General features: G+C 37.9%; 40 protein-coding genes. All 40 read left to right on the top strand.

Features of this window, described 5'->3' with window-relative positions; translation table 11 throughout:
* The first annotated feature begins 42 nt into the window (after positions 1-42).
* The 40 genes from HNQ94_RS02210 to HNQ94_RS02010 all read left to right on the top strand — a co-directional run bounded on the left by HNQ94_RS02210 (position 43) and on the right by HNQ94_RS02010 (position 25,315).
* Complete coding sequence (locus tag HNQ94_RS02210) at positions 43-297, top strand: DNA-entry nuclease (protein ID WP_174494435.1); 255 nt, start codon at positions 43-45, stop codon at positions 295-297.
* Positions 298-321: 24 nt separating this feature from the next.
* Positions 322-588 carry an AbrB/MazE/SpoVT family DNA-binding domain-containing protein gene (locus tag HNQ94_RS02205; RefSeq protein ID WP_174494436.1) on the top strand — a complete coding sequence of 89 codons (267 nt, stop codon included), beginning with the start codon at positions 322-324 and terminating at the stop codon, positions 586-588.
* Positions 589-743: 155 nt separating this feature from the next.
* Positions 744-1,754 (top strand): DnaD domain-containing protein, encoded by a 1,011-nt coding sequence (locus HNQ94_RS02200; protein WP_217423869.1) that lies wholly within the window; start codon positions 744-746, stop codon positions 1,752-1,754.
* Between the two features lie 13 nt (positions 1,755-1,767).
* The gene (locus tag HNQ94_RS02195; protein WP_174494437.1) at positions 1,768-1,905 is read left to right on the top strand and encodes a hypothetical protein; all 138 of its coding nucleotides are present in this window, start codon (positions 1,768-1,770) and stop codon (positions 1,903-1,905) included.
* A 23-nt stretch (positions 1,906-1,928) separates the two neighbouring features.
* A complete protein-coding gene (locus tag HNQ94_RS02190) occupies positions 1,929-2,126 on the top strand; it encodes a hypothetical protein (RefSeq protein ID WP_174494438.1) in 198 nt (65 codons plus the stop codon).
* Complete coding sequence (locus HNQ94_RS02185) at positions 2,104-2,334, top strand: hypothetical protein (RefSeq protein ID WP_174494439.1); 231 nt, start codon at positions 2,104-2,106, stop codon at positions 2,332-2,334. Before HNQ94_RS02190 ends, HNQ94_RS02185 begins: the two co-directional genes overlap by 23 nt.
* An 11-nt stretch (positions 2,335-2,345) precedes the next feature.
* Positions 2,346-2,519 (top strand): hypothetical protein, encoded by a 174-nt coding sequence (locus HNQ94_RS02180; protein ID WP_174494440.1) that lies wholly within the window; start codon positions 2,346-2,348, stop codon positions 2,517-2,519.
* A gap of 11 nt (positions 2,520-2,530) precedes the next feature.
* Positions 2,531-3,076: a helix-turn-helix domain-containing protein gene (locus HNQ94_RS19540; RefSeq protein WP_246199908.1), complete on the top strand. Its 546-nt coding sequence runs from the start codon at positions 2,531-2,533 to the stop codon at positions 3,074-3,076.
* Positions 3,076-3,249, top strand: a complete 174-nt coding sequence (locus HNQ94_RS02165; RefSeq protein WP_174494441.1) for a hypothetical protein — start codon at positions 3,076-3,078, stop codon at positions 3,247-3,249. The genes HNQ94_RS19540 and HNQ94_RS02165 overlap by 1 nt, the downstream gene beginning before the upstream one ends.
* Complete coding sequence (locus HNQ94_RS02160) at positions 3,246-3,767, top strand: Holliday junction resolvase RecU (protein ID WP_174494442.1); 522 nt, start codon at positions 3,246-3,248, stop codon at positions 3,765-3,767. Before HNQ94_RS02165 ends, HNQ94_RS02160 begins: the two co-directional genes overlap by 4 nt.
* Entirely contained in the window at positions 3,768-4,004 is a 237-nt protein-coding gene (locus HNQ94_RS02155) for a hypothetical protein (RefSeq protein WP_174494443.1), read from the top strand.
* A gap of 34 nt (positions 4,005-4,038) precedes the next feature.
* Positions 4,039-4,434 carry a replication terminator protein gene (locus HNQ94_RS02150; RefSeq protein WP_246199909.1) on the top strand — a complete coding sequence of 132 codons (396 nt, stop codon included), beginning with the start codon at positions 4,039-4,041 and terminating at the stop codon, positions 4,432-4,434.
* Positions 4,427-5,134 (top strand): hypothetical protein, encoded by a 708-nt coding sequence (locus tag HNQ94_RS02145; protein ID WP_174494444.1) that lies wholly within the window; start codon positions 4,427-4,429, stop codon positions 5,132-5,134. Before HNQ94_RS02150 ends, HNQ94_RS02145 begins: the two co-directional genes overlap by 8 nt.
* A 55-nt stretch (positions 5,135-5,189) precedes the next feature.
* The gene (locus HNQ94_RS19705; RefSeq protein WP_217423870.1) at positions 5,190-5,699 is read left to right on the top strand and encodes a 3D domain-containing protein; all 510 of its coding nucleotides are present in this window, start codon (positions 5,190-5,192) and stop codon (positions 5,697-5,699) included.
* 219 nt (positions 5,700-5,918) lie between these two features.
* Positions 5,919-6,158, top strand: coding sequence for an ImmA/IrrE family metallo-endopeptidase (locus tag HNQ94_RS02135; protein WP_174494445.1), 240 nt, complete (start codon positions 5,919-5,921; stop codon positions 6,156-6,158).
* A gap of 65 nt (positions 6,159-6,223) precedes the next feature.
* Positions 6,224-6,391 carry a hypothetical protein gene (locus HNQ94_RS02130; RefSeq protein WP_174494446.1) on the top strand — a complete coding sequence of 56 codons (168 nt, stop codon included), beginning with the start codon at positions 6,224-6,226 and terminating at the stop codon, positions 6,389-6,391.
* Positions 6,372-6,830 (top strand): helix-turn-helix domain-containing protein, encoded by a 459-nt coding sequence (locus HNQ94_RS02125; protein WP_174494447.1) that lies wholly within the window; start codon positions 6,372-6,374, stop codon positions 6,828-6,830. The genes HNQ94_RS02130 and HNQ94_RS02125 overlap by 20 nt, the downstream gene beginning before the upstream one ends.
* A 118-nt stretch (positions 6,831-6,948) precedes the next feature.
* A complete protein-coding gene (locus HNQ94_RS02120; protein ID WP_174494448.1) occupies positions 6,949-7,200 on the top strand; it encodes an eL43 family ribosomal protein in 252 nt (83 codons plus the stop codon).
* A gap of 299 nt (positions 7,201-7,499) precedes the next feature.
* Positions 7,500-7,826, top strand: a complete 327-nt coding sequence (locus HNQ94_RS02115; RefSeq protein WP_174494449.1) for an HNH endonuclease — start codon at positions 7,500-7,502, stop codon at positions 7,824-7,826.
* A 78-nt stretch (positions 7,827-7,904) separates the two neighbouring features.
* Positions 7,905-8,258 carry a P27 family phage terminase small subunit gene (locus tag HNQ94_RS02110; RefSeq protein ID WP_174494450.1) on the top strand — a complete coding sequence of 118 codons (354 nt, stop codon included), beginning with the start codon at positions 7,905-7,907 and terminating at the stop codon, positions 8,256-8,258.
* A gap of 22 nt (positions 8,259-8,280) precedes the next feature.
* Positions 8,281-9,990 (top strand): terminase large subunit, encoded by a 1,710-nt coding sequence (locus HNQ94_RS02105; protein ID WP_217423873.1) that lies wholly within the window; start codon positions 8,281-8,283, stop codon positions 9,988-9,990.
* A gap of 193 nt (positions 9,991-10,183) precedes the next feature.
* Positions 10,184-11,371 carry a phage portal protein gene (locus HNQ94_RS02100; RefSeq protein ID WP_221452464.1) on the top strand — a complete coding sequence of 396 codons (1,188 nt, stop codon included), beginning with the start codon at positions 10,184-10,186 and terminating at the stop codon, positions 11,369-11,371.
* Entirely contained in the window at positions 11,361-11,972 is a 612-nt protein-coding gene (locus HNQ94_RS02095) for an HK97 family phage prohead protease (protein WP_217423871.1), read from the top strand. The genes HNQ94_RS02100 and HNQ94_RS02095 overlap by 11 nt, the downstream gene beginning before the upstream one ends.
* Positions 11,935-13,212, top strand: a complete 1,278-nt coding sequence (locus tag HNQ94_RS02090; protein ID WP_174494453.1) for a phage major capsid protein — start codon at positions 11,935-11,937, stop codon at positions 13,210-13,212. Before HNQ94_RS02095 ends, HNQ94_RS02090 begins: the two co-directional genes overlap by 38 nt.
* A gap of 17 nt (positions 13,213-13,229) precedes the next feature.
* Positions 13,230-13,517 carry a hypothetical protein gene (locus tag HNQ94_RS02085; protein WP_174494285.1) on the top strand — a complete coding sequence of 96 codons (288 nt, stop codon included), beginning with the start codon at positions 13,230-13,232 and terminating at the stop codon, positions 13,515-13,517.
* Between the two features lie 3 nt (positions 13,518-13,520).
* Positions 13,521-13,808, top strand: a complete 288-nt coding sequence (locus tag HNQ94_RS02080) for a hypothetical protein (RefSeq protein WP_217423872.1) — start codon at positions 13,521-13,523, stop codon at positions 13,806-13,808.
* A complete protein-coding gene (locus HNQ94_RS02075; protein WP_174494454.1) occupies positions 13,795-14,109 on the top strand; it encodes a phage head closure protein in 315 nt (104 codons plus the stop codon). Before HNQ94_RS02080 ends, HNQ94_RS02075 begins: the two co-directional genes overlap by 14 nt.
* Entirely contained in the window at positions 14,099-14,503 is a 405-nt protein-coding gene (locus HNQ94_RS02070) for an HK97-gp10 family putative phage morphogenesis protein (RefSeq protein ID WP_174494455.1), read from the top strand. Before HNQ94_RS02075 ends, HNQ94_RS02070 begins: the two co-directional genes overlap by 11 nt.
* Positions 14,500-14,829, top strand: a complete 330-nt coding sequence (locus tag HNQ94_RS02065) for a hypothetical protein (RefSeq protein ID WP_174494456.1) — start codon at positions 14,500-14,502, stop codon at positions 14,827-14,829. Before HNQ94_RS02070 ends, HNQ94_RS02065 begins: the two co-directional genes overlap by 4 nt.
* Before the next feature lie 41 nt (positions 14,830-14,870).
* On the top strand, positions 14,871-15,446 hold the full coding sequence (locus HNQ94_RS02060) for a major tail protein (protein WP_174494457.1): 576 nt from the start codon (positions 14,871-14,873) through the stop codon (positions 15,444-15,446).
* Positions 15,447-15,457: 11 nt separating this feature from the next.
* Positions 15,458-15,778: a phage tail assembly chaperone G gene (gpG, locus tag HNQ94_RS02055; RefSeq protein ID WP_174494458.1), complete on the top strand. Its 321-nt coding sequence runs from the start codon at positions 15,458-15,460 to the stop codon at positions 15,776-15,778.
* On the top strand, positions 15,775-15,963 hold the full coding sequence (locus HNQ94_RS02050) for a hypothetical protein (RefSeq protein ID WP_174494459.1): 189 nt from the start codon (positions 15,775-15,777) through the stop codon (positions 15,961-15,963). The genes gpG and HNQ94_RS02050 overlap by 4 nt, the downstream gene beginning before the upstream one ends.
* Before the next feature lie 11 nt (positions 15,964-15,974).
* Complete coding sequence (locus tag HNQ94_RS02045; RefSeq protein ID WP_174494460.1) at positions 15,975-19,286, top strand: phage tail tape measure protein; 3,312 nt, start codon at positions 15,975-15,977, stop codon at positions 19,284-19,286.
* Between the two features lie 14 nt (positions 19,287-19,300).
* Complete coding sequence (locus HNQ94_RS02040) at positions 19,301-19,573, top strand: hypothetical protein (protein ID WP_174494461.1); 273 nt, start codon at positions 19,301-19,303, stop codon at positions 19,571-19,573.
* Positions 19,574-19,605: 32 nt separating this feature from the next.
* A complete protein-coding gene (locus tag HNQ94_RS02035) occupies positions 19,606-21,828 on the top strand; it encodes a glycoside hydrolase family 78 protein (RefSeq protein WP_174494462.1) in 2,223 nt (740 codons plus the stop codon).
* Positions 21,828-23,024, top strand: a complete 1,197-nt coding sequence (locus tag HNQ94_RS02030; RefSeq protein WP_174494463.1) for a hypothetical protein — start codon at positions 21,828-21,830, stop codon at positions 23,022-23,024. Before HNQ94_RS02035 ends, HNQ94_RS02030 begins: the two co-directional genes overlap by 1 nt.
* On the top strand, positions 23,021-23,251 hold the full coding sequence (locus HNQ94_RS02025) for a hypothetical protein (RefSeq protein ID WP_246199910.1): 231 nt from the start codon (positions 23,021-23,023) through the stop codon (positions 23,249-23,251). The genes HNQ94_RS02030 and HNQ94_RS02025 overlap by 4 nt, the downstream gene beginning before the upstream one ends.
* Positions 23,248-23,424, top strand: a complete 177-nt coding sequence (locus HNQ94_RS02020; protein ID WP_174494464.1) for a hypothetical protein — start codon at positions 23,248-23,250, stop codon at positions 23,422-23,424. Before HNQ94_RS02025 ends, HNQ94_RS02020 begins: the two co-directional genes overlap by 4 nt.
* Positions 23,421-23,720, top strand: coding sequence for a BppU family phage baseplate upper protein (locus HNQ94_RS02015; RefSeq protein ID WP_174494465.1), 300 nt, complete (start codon positions 23,421-23,423; stop codon positions 23,718-23,720). Before HNQ94_RS02020 ends, HNQ94_RS02015 begins: the two co-directional genes overlap by 4 nt.
* Positions 23,717-25,315 carry a hypothetical protein gene (locus HNQ94_RS02010; protein WP_174494466.1) on the top strand — a complete coding sequence of 533 codons (1,599 nt, stop codon included), beginning with the start codon at positions 23,717-23,719 and terminating at the stop codon, positions 25,313-25,315. Before HNQ94_RS02015 ends, HNQ94_RS02010 begins: the two co-directional genes overlap by 4 nt.
* Positions 25,316-25,543: the final 228 nt, after the last annotated feature.

The following is a 25,543-nucleotide window of genomic DNA, read 5'->3' as shown; positions in this document are numbered from 1 at the left end:
ATTTTACCATGAAATATCCGCTTCTACCAAGGAGGGAAGGATATGCAAGCTGTAGAGGAACAGTATAAGTATGATAAATGCGGCAGAATGGCATTTCATCCTGACTTTCATACGAAGCACCAACAAGTACTTACATTATCCGAGAAAGAGTATTTGTGTAAGTACTGGGAAGTAGATGATATGCGTACAATGGCATTTGCGCTAGATAGAACTGAATCAAGTCTAGCTTCCACTGTTTGTAGATTGAAGAAACAAGGCTTATTTGATTATTACAAAAATCTAAATAAATATTGGTGAAACCACAAAGGAGAGGGTTAATATATGCCAAACGCTATTGGAATTGTAAGACGTATGGATGACTTAGGACGAGTTGTAATACCTATCGAAGTTAGAAGGGCTCATGGATGGGAAAGTGGAACACCTCTGGAAATGTTAGCTAGTGATGAGGGCATAGTTGTTCGCAAATATAAAAGCAATCACGAAAAAGAACAAACTTTAAATGCACTTAAATCATTATTACCAGTTGTGAATGGTAGAGCTACTAAAAATGTATTAGAACAAGTTATTTCTTATGTGGAAGCCAATTAATTACTCATAGAAGGTCCCGCTCCTGTTTTAGGCGATGGAGCGGGTTAGCTAAAACAACTTGTACTAAGAGTATATGCAGTGTCAGTTAGTATATTCCATTAAATGATTAAAAATAGGTCGGATAAATAGAAAAAAAGATTGGAGGGGAGCTATCAGTGCATGGATGGGTGAAACTACATAGAGAGCTCATGGAAAAGGCGATTTGGCTGGAGTCTACCCCTGAACAAAAAACAATATTGATCACCCTTCTCATGATGGCAAACCACAAAGAAAAAGAGTGGGAATGGAAGGGGGAAAGGTTTAAAGCGGAGCCTGGTCAATTTGTTACCAGCTTAGAAAAAATTGCCCAAAAGAGCGGTAGAGGGATTTCCGTACAGAACGTAAGAACAGCAATAAAGCGATTTGAAAAATATGATTTTCTAACAAACAAATCAACAAACAAAAACAGACTTATAACCATTGTTAATTGGTGCATTTATCAAGAGCAGGAAGAAGAACCTAACAAGCAAACTAACAAGCAACTAACAAGCAGTCAACAAGCAACTAACAAGCAACTAACAACTAACAAGAATGTAAAGAATGATAAGAATGATAAGAAGTTAATTAGTAGTAGTAGCGGCGATGAAAAATTTGCTGAACTCATGAATTTTTACCGGGACAATTTACAAAAAGGAATCAGCGAATCCCCTTTTAATTTGGAGCTCCTAATTCAATGGTATGAGGAATGGGGAGACGAATTATTATTGGGCGCTATGCAAATTGCAGCTAAAAAAGAAGCAAAAGGAATTAGTATGATCGAGGGCATTTTAAAGAACTGGAAAGAAGCGGGTGTAAAGAGTTTAGACGATGCTCGTAGATTTGAAACAAAATTTAAAACTAAAAATAAATCTAGTCGTGGTTACGGATCTAAACGACCAGAGGTATTACCTGATTGGTTTAAGAAGCAGGATGCAGACGAAACAAAAAAACAACCCAAAAAGAAAACCTTACTAGAAAACGATGCACAGGCTATCGAATTAGCTATTTCTTTTAACAAAGATCCAATGAGTACGGTGCCAAGTTTAGAACACAAATATGGGATTACATCAGCTGATATTCAAAGAGTTGTAGATAAAGAGATTTCTGCAATTGATTTACTAAAAAACAGAAGCAGTCCAGCTGTCTAAAGGGGGAACTTAAATGATTTATGTAATGGGAAAAGTGATGTACGAAGCCTATACGACTGGTAAAAATCCTTTTACTCACGAAGAGTTAATCGAGCATATCAATCAATCTTTTGGACTTAGAGAAACAGTTAACTACCTGCAGGTCAAATAAACAAGTAGTGGGAGGGAAAACGAATGTTATTAGGAAAAGCTGTAGAGCAACAAAGACATTATTTTATCCAACAACTCCAACGATTAAACTACTTTGAAACTAGTGATGGGACACCAGTTGATTCTTTGAATCTAACAGAATTGGAACAGGTTTATGAAAATGTAAAGTTTGCTAGGGAAAAAGAGGAGGAAAGTCCTCATGTCGGTTTACATAGCACATGAAAATTCCAACCTAGACTGGAAGCCGAAAGAACTACAAAAATTTAGAAATCTATGGAACGAAGGATTTTCGATTCAAGACATAGCAAAAAAGCTCAAAAGACCTGAAATCGAAATTGGTTTGATTATCTTAGACCAAGCCCATAAGGGGAAAATTAAGCCTAGATTTGGTGGATTAATGGGATTTGCCATAATGGCTGAAGCCCAATAGGAGGGGTGACAGTGAAAGCTGCAGATGTGTTGGAAACGCATAAAAGAAATCACATCGTTGAACAGCTGCACAAGTTAAAATACTTCGACACGGATGGTAAATCGTATGAGGAGTTGAAGCGGAAGTTAGCCATTCTTAGAGCAATGGAAATAGATGTAGGTACAGATGCTAATAAGTGGTTTTAGGGGGGTTACTAATGGAGTATGACAAAAGATGTGTTGCTACCAGAATAAAAATGATTAGGAAAGAAAAAGGCCTAACTTTGGAAGAGTTCGGAAAAATAGCTGATGGCGCAGGAAAGAGCAATGTATCGAGATGGGAACGAGGTTTAGCATTACCAAGTAATAAAAGATTAAAAATCATTTCTGAACTTGGTGGCATCACTGTTAATGCTTTATTATTTGGTATCCCTAAAGAATTACCAATGCAGAACACGGGAGAAATGACAGAACAAATACCAGTTTATCAAGCGAATAGTATTAATCACTTAACGAAGATCCTTAACGACATTCACAGAGAACGTATTAGACAAAATCAAAAATGGGGTATTCAACGTCACGACTGGGGCAAATGGTTAGGAATTTTAGGGGAAGAGTACGGTGAAGTTTGCCAGGCAATAAACAGAATCTATTTTCCTTCAGATGCCAAACCAACAGATGCAGTTAATTTATATAACGAATTAATTCAATTGTCAGCTGTTGCCGCTTCAATGGCAGAACAAATAAAAGAGGAGGAGCAATAATGTCTATACAAAAGGATCTACAAATGAAGAACCTGAAAATAGAAAATTCTAGATTAACTGAGTTAGTTGATCAGTATGAAAAACGTGAGAAAATCCATAGAAAAATTTGCCTAGGTTACGTTTTAACTTTAATGCTAACCATCCTTTTTGCCATTTGGGGATTATTTGTATGAACCACGGAAGAAGAGGGATGTCGTTTGAAAATACGGTGAATTATACCAACAATCTTTATAACCACAAAGGGAAGGCCATTATTAATAAACGTCCTACTCCTATGAAGATTATTGGGAAAACAAGAGGAAATCAGCACCTATGTATTTTTTCTGAGAAAAGCACAGTGGACTATGACGGAATTTACTTAGGCAAGCCAGTAGTGTTTGAAGCAAAAACAACGAAATTAAAAAGGTTTCCTTTAGACATGATTACTGATAGCCAAGTGGAATATCTGCAGCAAGCAGAAAAACATGGAGCGGTTAGCTTCGTTCTAATTGAAATGAGGATAGTGAATGATGTGTTCCTGATACCTAATAACATGCTCCAAAAATATTTAAAGGCAGCAAACAAAGGAGCAAGAAAATCTATCCCGCTTCAAGATTTAGAAATATATGCACACTTAGTTACAACACAAAATGGAGTGCCATTAGATTACTTATCAGTAGTAGATAAATTAATTAAAGAGGGAGTTGCCTAAATGATTTATAAAAATATTGTTTTCAAAAAGGTAAGAGACTCAGTTTTCCTTCTACGTGACGGAAAAATAGTAGCTCGCCGAAATGTACAGGATAAAAAAGGATTGAAAGAATTAACAAATATGGCTCGTGCTCTTGGTAAAAAGTTAAGTCTACGAAACTGGAAAGCAATCGATAACAACAAAATTGTTGTTCAAATTCTAAACCAAGACAAGGTTTCAGCGTGGTTTAAAAAATAATAATTAATTAATCATCAAATGGGAGAGTGAATTTATGGAGTACATGATTGACTTAAATGAATTTGCAGATGGCGCTTTAGCCTGGCGAGTAAATGAGGAGCTGCAAAGAATTTTCGAAAACATTGCGGATCCAAATACAGATCCTAAAAAGAATCGTACCTTAACTATAACGATTAAGATTCATGGGGACGAGAAGCGGGATGTCTTACAGTCCAATATTCAAGCTAAGTCTAAATTGGTACCAGCTAAGGATGTAGAAACCAAATTAATTATGGGTGCTGATAAACAAGGTAACATTTTTGGTCAAGAATTACGTTCAGGCGCAAAGGGTCAATTGTTTATGGACCATGATGGTGATGTTTCTAATGATGTAGGAGAAAAAGTATTGAGTTTTAGAAACCAAAAAGCAGGAGGAGAAAAGAATGATTAAAGAAGCAATTCAGTACATTGTTGGTCTTGGAAATAAAGACGTGGTGGACGTTAATTTGCAAACCTATGCAACGGATAAATTACATCTTATAGAGGCACCAACTCCTGATGTATTAGAGGTTCATAGTTTGTCGGGTTTGGTAGATTATCTTGATTCTCATTTTGATGGGGATGACCCCATTATGATTCATATCAAGAGTCCTACTGAAGTAACAGCTTATTCAAGTGTTAATCAAGATTACAACCGTAATAAATGGATAACAGCACAGGCTATGTTACCAAGTTTTCGCTTTGATAACTGGTACGACACTGAGAATTTCAACATTAAACTTCAATCTTGTTTTGTGAAAAATGATGATCGTGATGTCATGTTGAAAGTGGTGGGAAATATTACGGAAGACCAGGTAAAAACAGTGAGTGATGACGGGGTTTCTCAAGCAGTAGTTGCTAAGGTAGGGGTTGCTGCAGTGGGGAATGTAGAAGTACCTAACCCTGTTGCGTTAGCTCCGTACAGAACATTTGTAGAAGTAGTTCAGCCAGAAAGTAATTTTATATTCCGCATGCAATCGGGTCCTAAATGCGCTCTGTTTGAAGCGGATGGTGGGGCTTGGAAACATAAAGCTATAGAAAACATTAGAAATTACTTAACAGATTCATTGCAAACAGAAATTGGTGCTGGTCGAATCACAATCATAGCTTAACAGATTAATAGGGCTCGTTTTGGCGGGCCCTTTTTAAAAATGAGAAGGTGACTAAGTGAAGATTAGATTATCATTACTAGCTGCAGTCATCATAGTAGTCCTTTTATCACTAGCTCAGATTAAAGAAGCGGCAGTACAAGAAGAAATAAGAATTATAGAAACGAAAGAATACATTACTGAATATGTGTTTATTCCAAAAGTGAAGCGATTAACTCATACAGTAACCAATAATGAACCGACAAAAATGTTAGTGACTGGCTATACAGCTGGACCGGAATCAACAGGTAAGTACCCCGGTGATCCTAGTTATGGTATTACCGCTACTGGAACGAAAGTAAGAATGCCCAGTGATAATGAACCAGGTACTTGTGCAGTAGATCCTAATTATATCCCACTAGGAACTATCCTTTATGTAGATGGATATGGATTGTGTAGAGCTGAAGATACGGGTGGGAAAGTTAATGGTTATCACGTGGACGTTTATTTAGAGTCAGTTGATCAAGTGTACCAACAAATTGGAAAAGGGAAGCGGAATGTTTGGATACTTAGTGGATTTAATGAGTAGTAGACACCTTATATGCAATAGAAAGGATGAATGTTATGACAAAGTATGTTTGTCCAGTTTGCAAAAAAACCGAGTGGAGTAACGGTTATCCTAACTCAACGGGAGAAGGGACGCATCCGAGAATTTGTAAGCACGGAGATAAAATTATAGTAATGAAAGTCGTATAGTTAAGTTATTGCGTATAACGACACTTATACGTCATATCGAGGAGAGTATTAAATGTCATTACAAATAGAGGAAAAAGAGGCAAATGCTTTTGCAATGGCTCTACTAATGCCTGAAGGTTTAGTAAGAAAGCAGGTTGCTAAGTATATTAATGATGAGCATGGAATTGATCAAGAAAATGACGAGAACATTAAGAAGTTAGCCGATTTATTTCAAGTAAGCGAGCAACTGATGCTTATAAGATTAAGTCAATTGGGATACTTTGAATCCATTTACAAAAAGAAATACAAATAAAAAAGCCAAGAGGCAGGCTCTCGACTAATGTTGGTCAAAACCATTATATCATGGGGGTCTGTCCAATGGTTAAAGAAGATTCAATCAAAAAAATGATTTTCAAAATTGCATGGAAAATAAGCGAGCACCGGACAGATAGACGAACAGGACCTATATCACCAATTCCGAGAAGTAAATATGCTCAATTACTCTTTGATGAAGGAGCTGGGTGGAATGAACAAAAAGAAGATTGAGAACCTTATCTATGAATATCATTGGCGAAAAAAAGAAATGGATCGTCTAGAAAATATTTTGTTTGGTTCCACCATTCCGATAAGAGGCAGTGTAGGAGTTTCAAAGTATGGCATAGAAGCTACTTTACCTCGAGGCACTTCATTAAAGAGTAAAGCAGAATTAGAAGCAATGGATAAAAGAGAAGAAAGATTGTATGAAAGATGGGTTGAATATAGAGAGAAAGTATTTGCGATTGAATTAGTGGTAGATAAATTAGATGATGAATACCATCTGATTATTATAGATTGCATGATGGAAGGTATGAGTTATCGTGCTATTGCAGCTCATTTAGGCTACAGTCGTTCAAAACTGAGAGAGTTGAAGGACGATATGTTAAACCAAATATGCCAAAAATGCCACTTTGTGCACGATTTGATTTTGAAAAAGACTACTGTATAAAATGGAATTAAGCGGAAGCGGATTTGAGTTATTATGTTTTCAATAGTGTTTTTACTTGCCATTGAAGATTCCCAGTCTTTAATGGCTTTTTTATTTTAATAACAGAGGAGTGTTGATCATGGCAGACAAAACGTCGTGCGTAGGTAACGTACATATAAATGTTGATGTGTCAGAAGCGGTAAAAGGTTTAAAAGCAGTACAACGCGAAGTAAGAAAAACGATAGCTGCTTTAAAAGAAGTGGACGAAATTCAGAAACATACGTGTCCAGAGTGTGGAAAAATGAGTTTGAAAACCTTATTAGCAAATGAAGTAGTGCAAAGTAGAGTGTGCGTTTATTGTGGGTGGTCGAATGTAGTTATTGGTGATTGAACTTGTTGAGATAAGAGGTGATTCTAAGTGATGGCTAAGTGTGACAACTGTTCCCAAGTGACAAAGATAAAGTTTAAAGAAGTGCGTCATCAACAAGGAATCAAAGAGACCTACTTCAATTGTGAGCATTGTAAGACTCGATACATCTGTTTTTTAACTGATGAAAGAGTAAGAGAAATGCAACAGAAACTTAGATCATTCGGTGGTAGACATAATGGCAGGATGAAACTACAACAAGAGATAAATGAGCGCATGAACTTATTAAAATACAACCTCATAAATTTTGGGCGTGCTGATTTGTGAGGTCCAGAACAAACGACAAGTTCTATAGTAGTAAAAAATGGATACGGAAAAGAAATAATATCTTAAGACGGGATCAATACGAGTGTCGAGAATGTAGGCGTTACGGTAAGACAACACAAGCAACTACTGTTCATCACATCTTTCCTTTGGAGTTTTATCCAGAGTTCAAATTATCTGAAATCAACTTGTTAAGTCTTTGCAACGAATGCCATGAGAAGATGCACAATAGATTTACTAATGAACTTACTGCAAAAGGGATTAACTGGATAAATCGAATCAAGGATCAACTGCACGAACCCCCCACCCCTAACGGTGGGAAGTAGCAACTTTACTAGGCGAAGGTTTAGAAGGCTTTCCAATAGAGCGGGTTGTGAGAAATTTTTTTTCGGGAGGTGAAGACGGTGGCAAAGGTACCAACTAAAGAAACGATAAAACGACGAACGATTCAAGATATGAAAAAGTTGGGAGTCCATAAAACTCAGTATAATCGCATGATTGACATTTATTCAGAACTAGTTTATCAATATTTGAAATTGAATGATGAGTTCGAAAGTGGTGGTTACCAATATGAATCTTATACTGCTGCAGGCGGTGCAAAAAAGTCACCTATAGTTGCAACCCTAGAAAGTTTAAGAAAAGATATTTTAGCATACTCCGATCGTCTTTGCCTTAATCCGAAATCAACTATGCAGCCAGGAAAAGGTAATAAAGGAAAAGAATCAAAGTTGGCAGGCGTGTTGAGTAAACTTGGCTAAGCACAAAAATTATGATGTAGTAATGGAGTATGCTAAAAGCATTATTGAAAAAAGAAAAGTGGCTTGTACTGAAACGATTCAAATGTGTGAAAGGTTTTTACGTGATCTAAAAAATCCGGCTTATGACTTTAATTCTAAGGATGCTGAATTTGTTATTCAGATCATAGAAAGTACATTCGTTCACCAAAAAGGTGAAAATATGGAGGGCTACCCTTTGAGGGGTAAGCCTTTTTTGTTGCAACCATGGCAAAAATTTGTCGTTTATAACTTGCTTTCTTTTCACCACAAAGGAACTAGACTTAGAAAATATAAAGAAGCATTTATTATGTTGACTAGAAAACAGGGTAAATCACCATTTACTAGTGCATTAGCATGGGGACTTGGTTTACTTGAAAGAAAATCAGGTGCAGAAATTGTAATAGTTGGTGAAAAACTTAAACAAGCATTACAAAGCTTTAACTTTCTTCTTTACAATATTCGTAATATGGGAGAAGAGGAGAGTTTTCGGATTCTAGACAACAACCAAGAACATAGTATTAGCGGTGACTTAGCAGATGGTTATATGAGAATTGAAACAATTGCTGGTAACAGTGACAAGATGGATAGTTTAAACACGCTCATTCAAATTTTGGATGAGCTTCATTTATATAAAAGTGCTAGTCATTACAATACGATTAAAGAATCTGGTAAAGCTTATCGTAATAGTTTGTGCATTGGTATCACTACAGCTGGTGATAATCCGAATAGTTTTTGTTATAAACGGATGAAGTATTGTCAGAAAATCTTAAACGGTAGTGTGGAAGATGAACAAATGTTTGTAATGATCACCAAGGCTGATGAAGATGAAAACGGAGATGTTGATTACACTAATCCTATTGAACATGAAAAAGCCAATCCAAACTATAATGTATCTGTTTCAGCACAAGAATTGATGAATGATGCGATACAAGCACAAAATGATCCGCAGCAAAGAAAATCATTCTTAGCTAAATCGCTTAATATATACACTTCTGCAATGAAAGCTTACTTTAGCATAGATGAGTTTAAAAACAGTGATAAAAAATACAATTGGACCATTGATCAGTTGGCAAAAATGAATATTGATTGGTATGGTGGGGCTGACTTATCCAAAATGCACGATTTAACTGCAGCTGCACTTTACGGTTCATTTGAGGATGTCGATATTGTTATCACTCACGCTTTTTTCCCAATTGTTACAGCTCATATTAAGGCAGATGAAGACAACATCCCTTTATTTGGTTGGAAAGATGATGGATGGCTAACCATGACCAATACCCCGACGGTTAATTATACGGATGTCATAAAGTGGTTTGTATCTATGAAACAAAAGGGATTCCGAATTAAACAAGTGGGATTTGATAGGAAGTTCGGACAAGAATTTTATCTTGGTATGAAAAGAAAAGGATTTTCTATAGTAGATGAACCGCAATATTTTCACAAAAAGTCACAAGGTTTTAGAAGAATTGAAAAGAAGGCAAAAGACGGAAACTTCTACTACCTTCATTCTGAGGCATTTGAATATTGTGTGCAAAATGTACGAGGTGTTGAAAAGACTGATGATATGATTCAGTACGAAAAGGTGGAAGAAAAAAGCAGAATCGATATATTTGATGCTGCTGTATTCGGAGCGGTTCGTAAAATAGAAAATATGGAGAAATCCACATCTGCTACAAAGTGGTTAAATGGAGGTGCTTCAAAATCAAATCAATAAAAGAGAATTTGAGTAGAGTAATTGAAGTTGTTATTCACTTTATTCAGTCGAATACGGTTGATCTGATACTGTCTATTGGAATTGTTTTTATTTCGATAGGCTGTTTTTTATGGTCTTCCATAATAGGCTTTATTGTTACGGGGGTGGTACTGATATGTTTAGCCATTTTTCTTTATAGAGGAGGTGTATAAAATTGGGGTTCCTATTAAGGGAAAGAAAAATAAGATCTGATACATCAGATGCAACAAACTGGTTTTTAACGCAAGAGGCATATGACACGTTAGCTATACCAGGTTATAGGAGACTATCAGATAATCCAGAAGTTAAGATGGCCGTTCACAAAATAGCTGACTTGGTCTCATCCATGACCATTCATCTAATGAGAAATACAGAGGATGGGGATATCCGTGTAAAGGATGAATTGTCACGAAAGATAGATATAAATCCTTATAGTTTAATGACTCGTAAAGCATGGGTTTATAACATTGTCTATACTTTACTTCTGGATGGGGAAGGAAACAGTGTAGTTTATCCGAAAACGAATGACGGTTATATTTCTGATCTAATTCCTCTGCAACCATCCAAGATAACATTCTTCGATACACAAGATGGTTATAAAATTCGTTATGGTGGGAATTTTTATAATCACGATGAGATAGTCCATTTCACTATTAACCCTGATCCCGAAAAGCCATATTTGGGAACGGGGTATAGGGTTGCGTTAAAGGAAATTGTACACAACTTAAAACAAGCTACCGCAACAAAAAAAGGGTTCATGGGTGGTAAATATATGCCATCATTAATCGTAAAAGTTGATGCTAACACTGCAGAACTTTCGAGCGAGGAAGGTAGAAATGCTGTTTATCAAAAATACCTCGAGTCCAGTAATGCTGGGCAACCATGGATTATACCTGCTGATCTATTAGAAGTTGAGAAAGTTACTCCTTTATCTTTGAAAGATTTAGCGATTAATGAAGCGGTTGAATTGGATAAGAAAACAGTAGCAGGCATCATCGGTGTCCCTGCTTTTTTTGTTGGAGTTGGTAAGTATGATAAGGACGAATATAACAACTGGATAAACTCTAGGATTCTACCCTTTGCCCAGGGATTAGAACAAGAATTAACCAGGAAGCTTTTATACAGCCCAGACTTATATTTTAAATTCAATCCTAGAAGCCTATATGCTTATGATCTTAAAGAGTTAGCAGATGTAGGCACACATTTATATGCCAACGGCTTAGCATGGGGCAATGAAGTAAGGAATTGGCTAGGCATGTCACCTAAAGAAGGATTAAATGAATTGGTGATTTTAGAAAACTATATTCCAGCCAATAAAGTAGGCGATCAGAAAAAATTGAAAGGTGGTGAGGATGATGAGTGACAGGGAGAAAAGACAAACGAGGAGTCTCTCAACTGATTTGAAAACCCGTTCCGAAGAAGATGGTGAAAAAGTTATTGAAGGCTATTTTGCTGTTTTTAATTCCGAAACAGAATTATGGCGAGGGGCTTTTGAAGAGATTGCACCAGGTGCGTTTGACAACACAATGAGTAATGACATTCGTGCATTAATCAATCACGATACAGGATTGGTACTTGGTAGAAATAAGTCAGGCACCTTAGATTTGAAAATCGATAGTAGAGGTCTATGGGGCAGCATCAAAATTAATGAGAACGATACAGATGCTATGAATCTATACGAACGGGTAAAACGCGGTGATGTTGACCAATGTTCGTTTGGATTCAATATCGAAAAAGAGGAAACTGACTGGCGTGATGATGGAACAGTTAAATGGATATTGAAAGAAATAGATCTACACGAGGTGTCGGTTGTCACGTTTCCAGCCTACGAATCTACTGGTGTTCAGGCAAGGAAAAAGGAAGTCGAGCAGCATGAAAAGAGAATGATGGAACAAAGAAAAAATCAATTAAAGGAGAGATTAAAGAATGCCATTAAAGCAACTAATGATTCAGAAGAAAATTAATCAAAGAAAGTCTACATTGGAGGAACTTCTTAAAAAGGAAGCTGACTTTGCAACGCGTTCAAGTGAGTTGGAAGCATCTATTAGCGAAGCAGAAAGTGAAGAAGAAGTATCCACCGTAGAAGAAGAAATCAACAAGCTTGAGGAAGAAAAGAAAGGTTTCGATGATCAAAAAAGTAAATTAGAGGGTGAAATTTCTGATTTAGAAAAAGAGTTAGAGCAGCTGAACAGTAATGCTCCAGCTAACAACGAAAGGGGAAAGAAAAACATGCCAAAACAAAAAGAACAACGTATTACTAGCCGGGAATATTTTACGCGAGAGGTTGAGGAGTTCTATGATGAATTACGAAGCCGTCTAGAAGCACGAGCAAATGGACAAGTATTACCTCCGGGTGAATCGGGTGCAGAACTTGTCATTCCTGACATTGTTGTAAATCGTATCCGTGAACGTATTGGCGATTTTACTACTCTATATCCATTGGTTGATAAAATTACCGCAGGCGGCCGAGTGAAGTTGATCCTTGATGTTGATGCTGCTGAAGCAACTTGGTTAGATCAACGCGGAGCGCTTCCTGAAAGTGATGATTCTGCACTAACTGCGGTTGAATTTGATGGATTCAAGGTTGGTCGAGTTGTTTATATTGATAACTCACTACTTGAAGATAGCATCATTAATCTAGATGACTATTTAACAAAGCGAATTGCTCGTTCAATTGCTAAATCCGTGGATAAAGCAATCGCTGTTGGAACAGGTGCTGTTGATAAGCAACCTGCAGGTATTATTCCTGCTATTCCTGCTGGAAACCAAGTTACGGTTCCTTCTAATCCAACTTATGCAGAAATCATTCCGCATCTTGGGAAAATAGATACTGGTGAGGACGCTTCTGGTGAGATTGTAGCTGTTATGCATCGACAAACATATTATGCAAAAATCGCAAATTTGACTTTGCATGTTAACTCAGAAGGGAAAGATGTGGTCCAGTTACCTAACCTAGCACAACCTAATTTCTTAGGTCTAAAAGTTGTGTTTAATAACTACGTACCACAAGACACAATCATATTTGGTGTTCTTGAAAAATACACGCTTGTTGAACGAGAGAGCACTCGTGTAGATATGTCAGGCCACTATAAATTCCGTGAAGATCAAACTGCGGTTCGCGGAGTTGGTCGTTATGACGGTAAACCTGTAATGCCTGAAGCATTTGTTAAAGTAACATTACAATCCGAAGAGCCAGCGGTATAAGAAAGGGGAAATGACAAATGAAAGTGAAAGCATTAAGAAATTTTACGGATCTTAAAGAAAATAAACGTCGTGTTGAAAATGAGGTCTTCGAGGTAACAGAGGAACGATTTAAAGAAATTAATGGTGCTGATTATGGTGAATTAGTTGAGGATGTATCTGAATCAACTGATGGTGACAATGGTGAAAATGGCGAAAATGAAAATTTCCCTAAACATACTGGCGGTGGGTGGTATGAACTGTCCAACGGTGAAAAAATTAAAGGGAAAGATGAAGCTGAGGCAGCCGAAAAAGCATTAGAAAAGTAGGCGATGATAATGGTTGAAAAAGCAATAGGATTACTTAAAGCGAGATTAGGAATTAGCTCAAGTGTTCGTGATGAGTATTTAGAAGGAATCATTAAAGGTATTACAACTGAATTGAAAGAGGAAAAAGGGTTGGTGTTGGATAGCGCCAACTCTTATCATTTAATGTTTGTAGTTGATCTATCCTCTTGGCGTTATCTGAATAGAGATAGTGCCGATGGGATGCCGAGACATCTTCAATTCAGATTGCACAATTTGATTATTCATGGTGGTGGTTCCAGTGAAAACGTTTGACCATCAGGTGCAATTAATCGGATTAATTGAAGATACTGATGAATCCGGTTTTCCGACTGAAGAAGAACAAGCTAAAGAGCCTATTTTTGCAAATCAGATAAGTGTCCGTTCAAGTGAATTTTGGCAAGCAAAACAAAGTGGCGTAAAACTAGATTTAGTATTTGAAGTACATTCATTTGAATACTTCGGTGAAGAAAAGCTTCTCTTTGAAGGGAAAGAATACAAAATCGAAAGAACTTACAACAAAGGTGATTTGACAGAAATGTATTGCTCTAGAAGAGATGTTGATCATGGAGCTTAAATTCGAGGGAATTGATGAACTTATTAAAGAGGTTGAGTTTTTAGAAACAGTTCCAACTCGTGTAAGAAATCGGGCCTTGAAGCGAGCCGGTGATTTACTCAGAGATAGAATGAAAGATGAAGTTTATAGGCATGGTCTTAATCCTTATTCATGGGAAGCGTGGGAATCAATCATACGAACGGATCCCAAAGGTGGTGTCGTCTATGTAGGTACGCAAGGTGGAGTACAACAGCCAGGATATTATCTGTACATGCATGAATTTGGATATTATAACGTAGCTGCTGGACGATTTATTCCACCAAAGCCTTTCGCAAGTATTTCATATGAATTAAGCAAAGGACAAATTCTTGAAATCTATGTAGAGGAACTCAGGAAGGAGATGGGGATGAAATGAGTATTAATAAATTGATCAAAGATACATTGGAACCCCTAGGAATTCCTGTAGATAAGATTGAAAACTCTATTGCGGATACTTATATTGTTTACACCGAATATAATCGAGCTTCTATGTTAAATGCTGATGATGAAGAAAAGGCCACTAAGGTTTTTCTACAAGTTGACGTATTTTCAAAAGGTAATTACGAGCAGTTAGTTATAGATGTTAAGAGGTTAATGAAAGAAGCGGGATTTGGGAGAATGTTTGAATCAGAAACGTACGAAGTAGAAATGAAAAAGTTTAGAAAGATAATCAGATTTAGTTATGCAACCGACATAGAGTAGGTTGCATTTTTTATTTTTGTTAAATTGAGGAGGAATTTTGAATGGCTATTAAAGGTTTAGATATGCTTCACTATGCTGTGATTACTGCTGAAGACAAAGATTCTATAACATATGGCGAGGTTAAACCATTTGGTCCAGCAATGTCATTAAATTTACAACCTGCAATAAACCGAGGGAACTTACGAGCAGATGACAAGGTGTTGTTCTCTGATTCTTCTAAAGGTCCAATTGCTGTCACTGTTAATACAGCTTATTTGGATGATGTGGTAGAAGCGGATATTTTAGGGAAAAGCATTGATGCAAACGGAGGTATAACTGATTCTGCAAACGATAACCCTCCATACATTGCTATTGGAGGACGTGCAAAAAGTGCTCGAGGCGGTTATGAGTATTTTTGGATTTATCGTGTAAAGCTTGCGCCGGCAGAAGAGAACAAAGAAACTCAACAAGAAACACCTTCTTACCAAACTCCTAACCTATCTGGGGAAGGATTACCTCGGATTCATGATGGACTAGAAAAGTATAAAGTATGGAGTGAAAAAGAAGGCTTAGCAGCAGGATTAATTGACAATTGGTTTAACGAAGTTATTGATAAAACTTGGGCACCAGCTGTATAAGGGTGGTTTAAATGATTATTGAACTGTTAATAGACGGACAAAAGAAAACATTTACTGCTCCAATCGTACCAATGTTAGCTAAACGAAAATACTACGAAATCATGGCAAAGGCTGAAAATAGGGAAGGACAAATAACCTATGAAGAGCAAATGCGTGAAGATGACGAAATGTATTCTATTTTAGTTGATGTGGTATTCAAAAACCAATTTACCTTTGAACAATTATTCGAGGGTGCAACTCAGCAGTACGCTGAAGAAAAATTAAGAGAAGCGATTTTTGGTATTAAACCAAAACAAAAGGAAGATGAAGAGGGAAACGAGAAGGGGGAGTGACGTATGAAGAAGCGTACACTTCCCTTAAAAGTTTATATAAACAAATGATGTTCCCTCCAAATCCTCATACACCAAAGTGGACACTGGCTGAAATTGATCAGCTGGATGTCCACTTTTTTTCTGAATTATTAGATGCGGAAGGTCATGTTCAAGAGAAAGATCAGTATTTAAGTGAAGTTTGGTAGGGGGTGAGACTTTGGCTACAAAAGACGTTGGTAATTTACGAACTAGGCTATCCTGGGAGGATGAAGGTGCTACTCGGTCATTAACAGGTTTTCGACAAGACTTAAAGAGTTTACGTTCAGAAATGAACCTAGCTAAATCTGGCAGTAAGGAATATTCCCAAAGTTTAAAAGGATTGCGTGAACAGTCTGACATCCTCACAAGAAGATTTAAAACCCAACAAGAACAAGTAAAAGAATTGCGTAAACGTTATGAAGAATCGAGGCAAACGAAGGGTGAAGATGCTAAACAAACTAGAAATTTAGCAGATCAATACCGCAACACAGTCGCTCAGATGAATCGAACGGAACAACAATTAAATAAGGTTACAGAGGCTATTGAAGCTCAAACAAATCCATGGAAAAAGTTAAGTCGTAATCTTGATGATGCCGGAACAAAAATGCAGACAATCGGACAATCAATGACCGACTTCGGCCGTGATTATTCTTTAAAGGTTACAGCTCCTATTATTGCAGGTAGTGGTGCAGTTTTTAAGGCCGCCATGGATTTTGAAACTGCTTTTACAGGAGTAGAAAAAACCGTCGATGCTACATCCGAACAAATGAAATCATTAAGGGAAAACATTCGAGATATGGCCAAAGAGATCCCTGCTTCCACAACTGAGATTGCAGGTGTAGCAGAAGCGGCTGGTCAATTGGGTATTGAGGTTGAAAACATAGAAGATTTCACTCGTACCATGATTGATTTGGGTGAGTCCACAAATTTATCAGCTAACCAAGCTGCTACAGAGTTTGCAAGATTTGCAAATATCGTCGGAATGTCACAAGATGACTTTGACAGATTAGGATCAACCATTGTTGGTTTAGGAAATAATTTAGCCACTACGGAAAGTGAAATATCCAGTATGGCTTTACGTTTGGCTGGTGCTGGTGCACAAATTGGTTTAACAGAAGCCGAAACATTGTCCTTTGCAGCCGCATTATCTTCGGTTGGTATAGAGGCAGAAGCTGGAGGTAGTTCGTTCAGTAAAGTCATGGTTGAAATGCAGTTAGCTGCAGAACGTGGCGGAGACTCCCTTGAAGCATTTGCAAAAGTTGCTGGTGTATCTTCTGGCGACTTTAAAAAAGCGTTTGAACAGGATGCAACAAAAGCAATTATGATGTTTATAGAGGGACTTTCTTCAGCAGAGGAACGAGGACTATCAGCAATTGGTATTCTAGACGAAATGGGAATTACAGAGATTCGTATGCGAGATGCACTACTGCGTGCAGCTGGCGCTTCAGATGTATTTACAAATGCAATTAATATTGGTTCCAAAGCATGGGAAGAAAACACAGCCTTAACGGAAGAAGCCGAAAAACGATATGGAACCACTGCATCTGAATTAAGAATTATGTGGAACCGAGTAAAAGACGTTGCGATTTCATTAGGAGAATCTTTAGCACCTGCAGTAATGGATGCATTAGATGCTGCAGAACCTCTCATTCAAAAAATTGAAGATGGAGCTCAAGCATTTTCTGAGATGAGCGAAGAAGAGCAAAGAACTATCTTAAAAATGATTGCTATGGCTGCAGCAATCGGACCTGTTAGTGTGGGTCTAGGTGGATTGATAACAACAATAGGTGGGTTATCGAAAGGAATTGGCGGTGTAGCTAATCTACTTGGTAAATCTAAGGGGTCAGGATTGCTTGGACGTTTAGGTATGTTGGGTTTAGGGGGTCCGGTTGGATTAGCCGTTGCCGGAGTGGGAGCACTCGGTATCGGAATTTATAACCTAACTAAGGAAAAAGAAAAACTTCATGACATTAATTATGACATCATTGAAAATATGTCAACAGAAATTGAAGCAACTGATCAATTAATTAATCGTTTTGATGAACTACAATCGTATAATAAATTATCAAATGCTGAAATGCTTCGGTACATGGATATATTGTCAGAGCTCGAGAGCGCCAAAGGTGAAGAAGCAATAAAAAAACTAAAAGATGAGCAAGCAGACCTATTAGAAAAATCAGGATTCACAAATGCTGAAATGGAAGAGTTTCTCGGATTAAACGATAAAGTAATTGAAAAATCCCCAGACACCACAAAAGCAATATCTGACCAAGGTAATGCTTATGCAGAAAACACGTCCGCATTAAAGGACTTAAATCGAGAAAAACGTGAAGAGTTGTTAATCAATGCTGAACGTGAACTTTTAAATGCTGTTGAAAACGAAAACGAACATCTGAAGGACCAAAAAGAACTTATTAAAGAAATAAAACAAGCAGAGAAAGACATAGCAGAAAATCGTTCCTCTAGATTAGACATTACAGATCAGCTAAGAAATGAAGAACAAAAATTAAGAGACTTACAAGAAGAATTATTAGGATTCGAGCAAGATGGAACTGTTGAAAGCAACGCAAAGTGGTTATCCTTGCGAAGTCAAGTAGATTCACAATCAAGATTAGTAGCAGAACTTGAAACGGAAAAGTCTTTACTTGAGAATACGTATGAAAAATTAGTGGATAAGCTAAATACAAAAAATGATGATTTGGACGTCACCAAAGAAGAACTTGCAAAGATAGAAGCCTTGAAATACGATTACGAACAACTTATTTTATCACAGGCTGACGTTACTGCGGAAAAAGGCCGAGGTTTAACTAAAGTAAACGAGGAAATATCTAGATTAGAAGTTTTAAAGGCTCAACTGAATGAAGCTCGCGAAAATGGTGAATTAAACACAGCTGAATATGAAGATCAAGTTGCTGCAATAGATGAACAATTAGGTCGCTTGCGCACTGCTCAAGGTGAGCTTGAAGTGATTAACGAGCTTGCGGGCCAAACCGTTTATAAAGACGTAAATATACAAGAACATCCGTCTAATTTTTGGGAAACGCTTAATCGTGAACTTGGTAAAGAGGTTACGAAGCGTGTAAGAATAATGACCGCAAAGGGGTTAGCAGAAGATTTAGGGTGGTATGCAGAAGGAACAGATCATCATCCAGGTGGTAAATTTATAGCTGGTGAGGAAGGTTATGAATTAGGTAGATTGGGCAATAAGTGGGAACTGTTGAATTATGGGATGTATGACAGACCTACAGGTTATCAAGTATTTACTCATGATGAATCTAAGAAGATTTTAAATTCAATCAATCGTTTACCTGGATATGCTTCGGGAGCTAGACCTATCGGAGAAGCTGATAAGATTTTGAGCCGATTAAATCAACCCTCGACTAATGATTATCGCACTATTAACATTTCTGTGGATGCTGGCAACATAATGGAGCTTCAACGAATAATAGAATTATTCACAGGTCTTAAACAAGCACAAAATGCTCACTAAGGAGGGGATAAACCGTGGTTAGATATCATTACGATAAATACAATGCAAATGTATCATCCGGCTACTACTGGGATAGATACAATGCTGTTCCTGTATATGCGGAAGGATCATGGCAATTTGTGAGTAGTGGTTATGGCAATTCTTTTTCGGGTTATAGTAGCTACTCGTTTAGTTCGGCGAGTGGAAATTATTCAAATTCGGGTTCATCCAAAACAATTAAACCTGAATCACCTGGGATGGTTTATACCTCATCTGGTAACACAGTGAATAGATACAGATATCCTTAAAATGATGTGGAAGCAGAGGGTGGTGAAATCTTTTGGCAAATTCAGGTTTAATACAAGGTGGGGTTACCCAACGAACAGCGGACTATAGATCATGGATATATTGGCGAGAAGTAAGTCAAGATATTGCGAATAATAGAACGAAAATCAATGTGCAGGTACTAGTCGATTCAGATTCTTCAAATTATGATTGGAATGGTACAGTATCTGGCTTTGAAGTAACGATTAACGGAACGAAATATACAAGAGGAAGCTTTAATTCAAATAGTAACAGCGGTTTTAGTTATAGCGCAAGTAATTCTCCAACAGGAAGACAAGCTGAGATTATTGATGAAAGAGAAGTGTGGGTCACTCACAACACGAACGGAACCAAAACTGTAAACATGAGCAGTTCTTTCTCATTACCTTCTGGCGGATGGGGTCCGGGTGATGTAAGTATAAGTGGAAGCGGAACCCTAGATACAATCGCGAGAGAGTGGAATCGATATAAGAGAACATCTTTTCTTTCGTCTTATAATCGTGGGTCGTTTATTAATACCATTACTGGCTCAAGCTCAGCTTTTACAGATGGACAACGTAACTCAGATGGATATTGGTACGAGAAAGGAGAAGCTTATACTAATTACAGTAAAGGCTCCTATGTCGAAACAGTTACAGCTGAAGAAGGTACCTATCCTGATGATGGTAGAGTAGGAGATTACTACTATACAAAAAGAAACATAGCTGATACTCCCACTTTAACCTCTCCGAATGGTGGAGAAACATGGAATGAAGCGCATACGATCACGTGGGATGGTATTGGTCCGGGTGTATCTTACCAAATTCAATTAACGACAGATAACGGTAATAATTGGAGAACTATCGTTGCTAATACCGCCGAAAATGCCACGAGTTATGAGTACAACTTCATCGACGAACCACAAACAAGTTTAGCCAAAATTAGAGTAAGGGCTTTTGATGGTGAGGTATATAGTGATTGGGATGAATCAAATGGTGTATTCACGATTCAACACAACGTTGCGCCGAATGAGCCGAGTAATTTAAGTCCGAGTAGTGGGGTAGTTGATCGTACCGAAGTTTCTCGTTTATCTTGGCAACATAATGATCCGAACACCAATGATCCCCAAACAAAATTTGATTTGCAGTGGCGAGAGCAAGGTGCATCTACGTGGAATACGATAACCAAAACATCTAATAAAGAGTATACAGATGTTTCTGCTAATGTTTTTCCTAATGCATTAATTGAATGGCGCGTTAGAACATATGATACATCGGGGTTGGCAGGTCCTTATTCCTCTATTGCTATTTTTCAAGCAGCAGAACCAACGGATGCACCAATTATTACTGCCCCAACCAACCCTGTTAATATTGCCAATCCAACTGTTCAGTGGACTAGCTCGGAGCAAACTGCGTATCAGATAATTATAGAAGATAGTGTAAATACAGTAGTTTGGGATACAGGGATAGTAAATAGTATTAATAGGGCGCGTACAGTTGGAATCGATTTATTAAACGGAGCTCAGTACACTATCCGAGTCCGAGTGATGGACGGTACCGGTCTTTGGTCCACATACGCGTCATTAAACATAAATGTTAGCTATACACAACCAGCAAAACCAAATATGTCACTAACTACGGGTCATTCTCATATAATTGTGCAAATTTCTAACCCAACACCTTCCGGAACTCAACCAACCGTCACGCGAAATGCTTTGTATAGACGAGAAGAAAACGGAAGCTTTATTCGAATTGCTAATGATTTACCGCCAAACGTTGTTTTTGAAGACTATGCAGTAGCGAGCGGAAAGGTTTATGAATACAGAGTCAGATCTTGGGGGGATAATGGCACTTATTCAGAAAGTAATGTAGGTAGTAATTCCGTTACATTTAAAGGCGTTTGGCTACATGATGTCACAGATACAGACACCTTACACCACTTTATGGCAGATGGAAGCGGGAGAGACACGCAATGGGCAGCTCAATCAGCAAACATCTATTTTGCGGGCAGAAAGTCCCCGGTCACTTACTTTGGTGATCAAGAAGAGGATGTCTTAACTGTAACCCTAGAAATGTTAAGAGATTGGGAAGATTATGAAAGATTAAATCAAATCATCAAAGCCAAAAATATCGTGTGTTACCGGGACGGAAGAGGTAGAAAAATATTCGGAACGATTACTGAGTTGCCAATAAATGATACACGGTATGGGAATGAAACCACTATTAAAGTTACAAGAACGTCTTATAGCGAGGTGGTATGATGTTAAACCTTGCGCGTGATGGTTTTACACAACAAGAAGTAAAAGATGCGCTTCATGGTAAATACGCTCCTATTCACATGCGTTTTCGTTATGACTTGTTAGATAAAAACAATAATTACATTCGTACGTTGACTAATGTGATTAGTGGTGATGTTTCTTGTAATTCAGGGAATAACATCAAACGAACCGCTAGATTTACATTAGAGGATGATGGGAAAATAGATTACTTGAGTGATAGAATCCAACCTTTTGTAGAGGTGTATGTGCGTAGTAATCGATATGATGTGAAAGAAAGCACGTATTTCATACAGCCGAACTTTCCATCGAAATTTAGACAACTAATTACGGTGAAGAAAAACGGTTGGGTTTCCTTCCCTCTTGGTGTATTTTTGCTCTCCAGTCCAACAAAAACGGATCAAAATAATATGGTCATACGTGATGTGGAGGCCTATGATGGGTTGATCGTGTTAAAAGAAGATAAGTTTACAGGTCGTTATACCGTTACAACTGGTACTAACTATGTAGAAGCGGTGATTACTATTTTGCAAAGCGCAGGTATTCAGCGTTGGAATATCGAATCTACAGACAAGTCTTTAGATAAAGATATAGAGTTTGAACCAGGTAAAGAGAAACTATTTGCCGTCAACGAATTGCTTCGACAAATTAACTATGACGGTATTAAAGTAGATGTAAATGGATATTACACGTCCTCATCTTATCGAAGCCCAGCGAAACGATCTGCAGAGTACACGTATATCGACGATGATGAATCGGTTACATTGCCAGGTATGACAGAAGAGTTTGATTTATCCCAAGTACCAAACCAGTTTGTCGTAGTCCGCACCAATGCTGAACAGGAACCGTTGCGCAGCGTTTATACTAACGACAATCCTGATAGCCCTATTAGTACAGTCAGTCGAGGGCGAGCGATTACGGACTACCGAGAAATAGACGACATAGCAGATCAAGAAGCTTTAGATGGGTATGCAGAACGTATTGCGAATAGTGCCAGTCAAGTGTTTGGTAATATTCGTTTTCAAACAGGCATCATGCCTTTTCATGATGTGGATGATGTTTTGCAGATTACTTATTCTAAATTAGGGGTAAGTGCTAAATATTCAGAAACAGCCTGGTCCTTTCCTTTAGTAGCAGGAGGGACAATGGAACACGAATTAAGAAGGGTGGTAAGTGTATGATACCTACCGCTAATGAGTTTGTGAAAATGTTCAAAACGCCAAAACAAGAGAATGTGGTCCGTTTTGCAAAGGTGGATCCTAACTATACCAGTGGTAGACCTTCCTTAATTTTCGACGGAGAAACAGCTGTAACCATTAAAAGGTATCCTTATTTAGCTTCTTATACACCACAAGCAAACGATCGAGTCATGTTAATTAAGAATGTGATTGTAGGTGTGATTACGTGAGTGAAGTAGAAGTAAACAACGTATCCAAGGTTGGTTTTGATGCAAATCTAAGAGGTGCATCCTTCATTCCTTACGTTAGGAATGTATTGTATGAAACGATTCGGATTCAGTCACAAAAAGTATTTTTGACTTCTACTCATGTGGCAGATATGCCGAAGGAGCGTGAAGCATGATTCATTTAAAACAAAATGATACAGGTATAGGAGTAAAAGCAACCTTATCAAACGAGAACGGTAATGTGAACCTAGACGGAGCAACCGTTCTTTTTTGTATGGGAAAACATAAAATCACAGCCAGGATTGAAGATGCTGCCAATGGATTGGTGCTAGTTCCATTTACGAATGTTCACACTTCAGAAACTGGATTTTTTAAAGCTGAATTTGAAGTGATCTTTTCGGACGAAAGGATAGAGACCTTTCCTAATAACGATTATTTAACCGTTAATATTATGAAGAAGGTGATAACATGAGCTACAAAGATGCCGAATTACTCACAGATAAAAACGGGAACCCCATTCCTCAATATTTTGATGTTTCTGCAAATGTTTTTAAGCCAATAACAAGTGATAATCAAAAAGACTTACAACAAGTAAAGGACGATAATGTTCTAACAAAATTAACCGAACTAGACAGCAAAGTGGAGGGGATTGTGAACGGTACAACTAAGATTCAATCCGACACTAAAGTAACAGGTAGTACCGTCACACTAGATACGAATTTAACCAACATAGAAGATCTTCTGTACAATCAACGCGAAATAATTAATGTCTTATCGGATAGTGCTTTAGTGTTTGGTGCCTATTGGGACAAAAGTTCAAATCCAACATTAACTCGCACGGATGCAGCAGAAGGGAAAGTTGCAAATGCTGGTGTTGACGGTCAATTAGTGCAAAACGATTTTGACAGCTTACCTATTTACCGGGATATAGGAGAAGTAACGGATGATAACGGGAATGTGTTTATTCGAATTCCGAAGTTCTACATCCGCAAAAAAGACGGACAAGGATTTAAGTTATGGCAAATATCCAAAATGAAATATACAGGATTCTACCTTCCATGGTGCTTTTGGGACTTTGAAAATAATAAGGAATTAGACTATATCGATGTTGGGAAATATAAGGCTTCATTGAGTGATACGGATAAGTTAGAATCCAAAGTCGACAAACATCCATTAGTTAGTCGTAATATCGTTCAATTTAGGGATTACGCAAGAAACAATGGAGCGGGGTATCAACAACTTGATATTCATGTTATGGATGTTCTCCAAACTCTTTTTTACGTTGAGTTCGCCACTTTAAATTCACAATCAGTCATGAATGGTTTTACAAGTGGACGTGTATCTGAATCAGACACCATTACGGTGGCTGAATTAGCAACGAATAGAGCCATAGTTTCAAATGCGACTGCTAGTTATTTCCGAGTAGGACAAAGCATTACGATAAACAACTCCATTTGGAGCAATACAGAACCTAGAATCATAACAGATATTCAACCTTACGATGTTGACAATACTGCAATCACATTCGACGGAGACCCTATAGATACAGTGGTAGGAGAATTCATATCTAACCGAGGATGGGTCAATGGATTCAGCAGAAATATATTAGCTTCGAGCGGTAGTATTGTGAGTAACTCGGACGGTAAACACCCATGTGTATATCGTGGTATAGAGTCACCTTGGGGAGATATTTATCAATTTGTTGACGGTATAAATATTAATGATCACCAAACTTGGGTAGCGAAAAACGCGGATGATTATACAAGTAATGTGTTTGCTTCCCCATATGAACAAGTCGGATATGTAAACAGTAATACAAATGGTTATGTTTCGGAAATGGGATATGACACTAACAATCCATTCGTAGAACTCCCTGTCAACGTAAGTGGAGGTAGCACAACCTATTATTCCGATTACTACTACCAAAGTACCGGGCAGAGAATCGCCCTCGTTGGTGGGTACTGGTCCTACGGTTCTAGCGCTGGTTTGTCCTACTGGGCCTTGTACGCTTCTTCTGGGAATGCGTACGTGATTCTCGGCGGGCGGCTTCTTAAGAAACCTCTTTAGGGAGGTTTGGAGGGAGTATCCCTCCATAGGGTGATAGGGTGCGAGCTCGCCCACGTTGGTGGGAACTGGAACAACGGTTCTAACGCTGGTTTGTCCAACTGGAACTTGAACAATTCTTCTGGGAATGCGAACGTGAATATCGGCGGGCAGACTCTTATTAGAATTACACTGTATTATTGCACTCTATCATCCATACCCCTTGGTAAAAATTCGCCGCAAAGAGCAGGG

This window comes from Salirhabdus euzebyi (assembly GCF_014207435.1).
In the GTDB taxonomy this organism is placed as follows: Bacteria; Bacillota; Bacilli; order Bacillales; family Alkalibacillaceae; genus Salirhabdus; species Salirhabdus euzebyi.
Note: the sequence above shows the minus strand (reverse complement) of the source record. Positions and strands in the feature narration are given on the sequence as shown.

Bases quoted from the DNA above. Each gene is read 5' to 3' on its own strand.
- HNQ94_RS02070 (WP_174494455.1), top strand. From the start codon at position 14,099: ATGGAGCTTAAATTCGAGGGAATTGATGAACTTATTAAAGAGGTTGAG.
- HNQ94_RS02010 (WP_174494466.1), top strand. From the start codon at position 23,717: ATGAGCTACAAAGATGCCGAATTACTCACAGATAAAAACGGGAACCCC.
- gpG (WP_174494458.1), top strand. From the start codon at position 15,458: ATGATTATTGAACTGTTAATAGACGGACAAAAGAAAACATTTACTGCT.
- HNQ94_RS02150 (WP_246199909.1), top strand. From the start codon at position 4,039: ATGGAGTACATGATTGACTTAAATGAATTTGCAGATGGCGCTTTAGCC.
- HNQ94_RS02165 (WP_174494441.1), top strand. From the start codon at position 3,076: ATGTCTATACAAAAGGATCTACAAATGAAGAACCTGAAAATAGAAAAT.
- HNQ94_RS02080 (WP_217423872.1), top strand. From the start codon at position 13,521: ATGATAATGGTTGAAAAAGCAATAGGATTACTTAAAGCGAGATTAGGA.
- HNQ94_RS02030 (WP_174494463.1), top strand. From the start codon at position 21,828: ATGTTAAACCTTGCGCGTGATGGTTTTACACAACAAGAAGTAAAAGAT.
- HNQ94_RS02190 (WP_174494438.1), top strand. From the start codon at position 1,929: ATGTTATTAGGAAAAGCTGTAGAGCAACAAAGACATTATTTTATCCAA.
- HNQ94_RS02185 (WP_174494439.1), top strand. From the start codon at position 2,104: ATGTCGGTTTACATAGCACATGAAAATTCCAACCTAGACTGGAAGCCG.
- HNQ94_RS02210 (WP_174494435.1), top strand. From the start codon at position 43: ATGCAAGCTGTAGAGGAACAGTATAAGTATGATAAATGCGGCAGAATG.
- HNQ94_RS02125 (WP_174494447.1), top strand. From the start codon at position 6,372: ATGAACAAAAAGAAGATTGAGAACCTTATCTATGAATATCATTGGCGA.
- HNQ94_RS02025 (WP_246199910.1), top strand. From the start codon at position 23,021: ATGATACCTACCGCTAATGAGTTTGTGAAAATGTTCAAAACGCCAAAA.
- HNQ94_RS19540 (WP_246199908.1), top strand. From the start codon at position 2,531: ATGGAGTATGACAAAAGATGTGTTGCTACCAGAATAAAAATGATTAGG.
- HNQ94_RS02195 (WP_174494437.1), top strand. From the start codon at position 1,768: ATGATTTATGTAATGGGAAAAGTGATGTACGAAGCCTATACGACTGGT.
- HNQ94_RS02160 (WP_174494442.1), top strand. From the start codon at position 3,246: ATGAACCACGGAAGAAGAGGGATGTCGTTTGAAAATACGGTGAATTAT.
- HNQ94_RS02090 (WP_174494453.1), top strand. From the start codon at position 11,935: ATGCCATTAAAGCAACTAATGATTCAGAAGAAAATTAATCAAAGAAAG.
- HNQ94_RS02060 (WP_174494457.1), top strand. From the start codon at position 14,871: ATGGCTATTAAAGGTTTAGATATGCTTCACTATGCTGTGATTACTGCT.
- HNQ94_RS02095 (WP_217423871.1), top strand. From the start codon at position 11,361: ATGATGAGTGACAGGGAGAAAAGACAAACGAGGAGTCTCTCAACTGAT.
- HNQ94_RS02085 (WP_174494285.1), top strand. From the start codon at position 13,230: ATGAAAGTGAAAGCATTAAGAAATTTTACGGATCTTAAAGAAAATAAA.
- HNQ94_RS02120 (WP_174494448.1), top strand. From the start codon at position 6,949: ATGGCAGACAAAACGTCGTGCGTAGGTAACGTACATATAAATGTTGAT.
- HNQ94_RS02205 (WP_174494436.1), top strand. From the start codon at position 322: ATGCCAAACGCTATTGGAATTGTAAGACGTATGGATGACTTAGGACGA.
- HNQ94_RS02155 (WP_174494443.1), top strand. From the start codon at position 3,768: ATGATTTATAAAAATATTGTTTTCAAAAAGGTAAGAGACTCAGTTTTC.
- HNQ94_RS02130 (WP_174494446.1), top strand. From the start codon at position 6,224: ATGGTTAAAGAAGATTCAATCAAAAAAATGATTTTCAAAATTGCATGG.
- HNQ94_RS02135 (WP_174494445.1), top strand. From the start codon at position 5,919: ATGTCATTACAAATAGAGGAAAAAGAGGCAAATGCTTTTGCAATGGCT.
- HNQ94_RS02015 (WP_174494465.1), top strand. From the start codon at position 23,421: ATGATTCATTTAAAACAAAATGATACAGGTATAGGAGTAAAAGCAACC.
- HNQ94_RS02105 (WP_217423873.1), top strand. From the start codon at position 8,281: ATGGAGTATGCTAAAAGCATTATTGAAAAAAGAAAAGTGGCTTGTACT.
- HNQ94_RS02145 (WP_174494444.1), top strand. From the start codon at position 4,427: ATGATTAAAGAAGCAATTCAGTACATTGTTGGTCTTGGAAATAAAGAC.
- HNQ94_RS02065 (WP_174494456.1), top strand. From the start codon at position 14,500: ATGAGTATTAATAAATTGATCAAAGATACATTGGAACCCCTAGGAATT.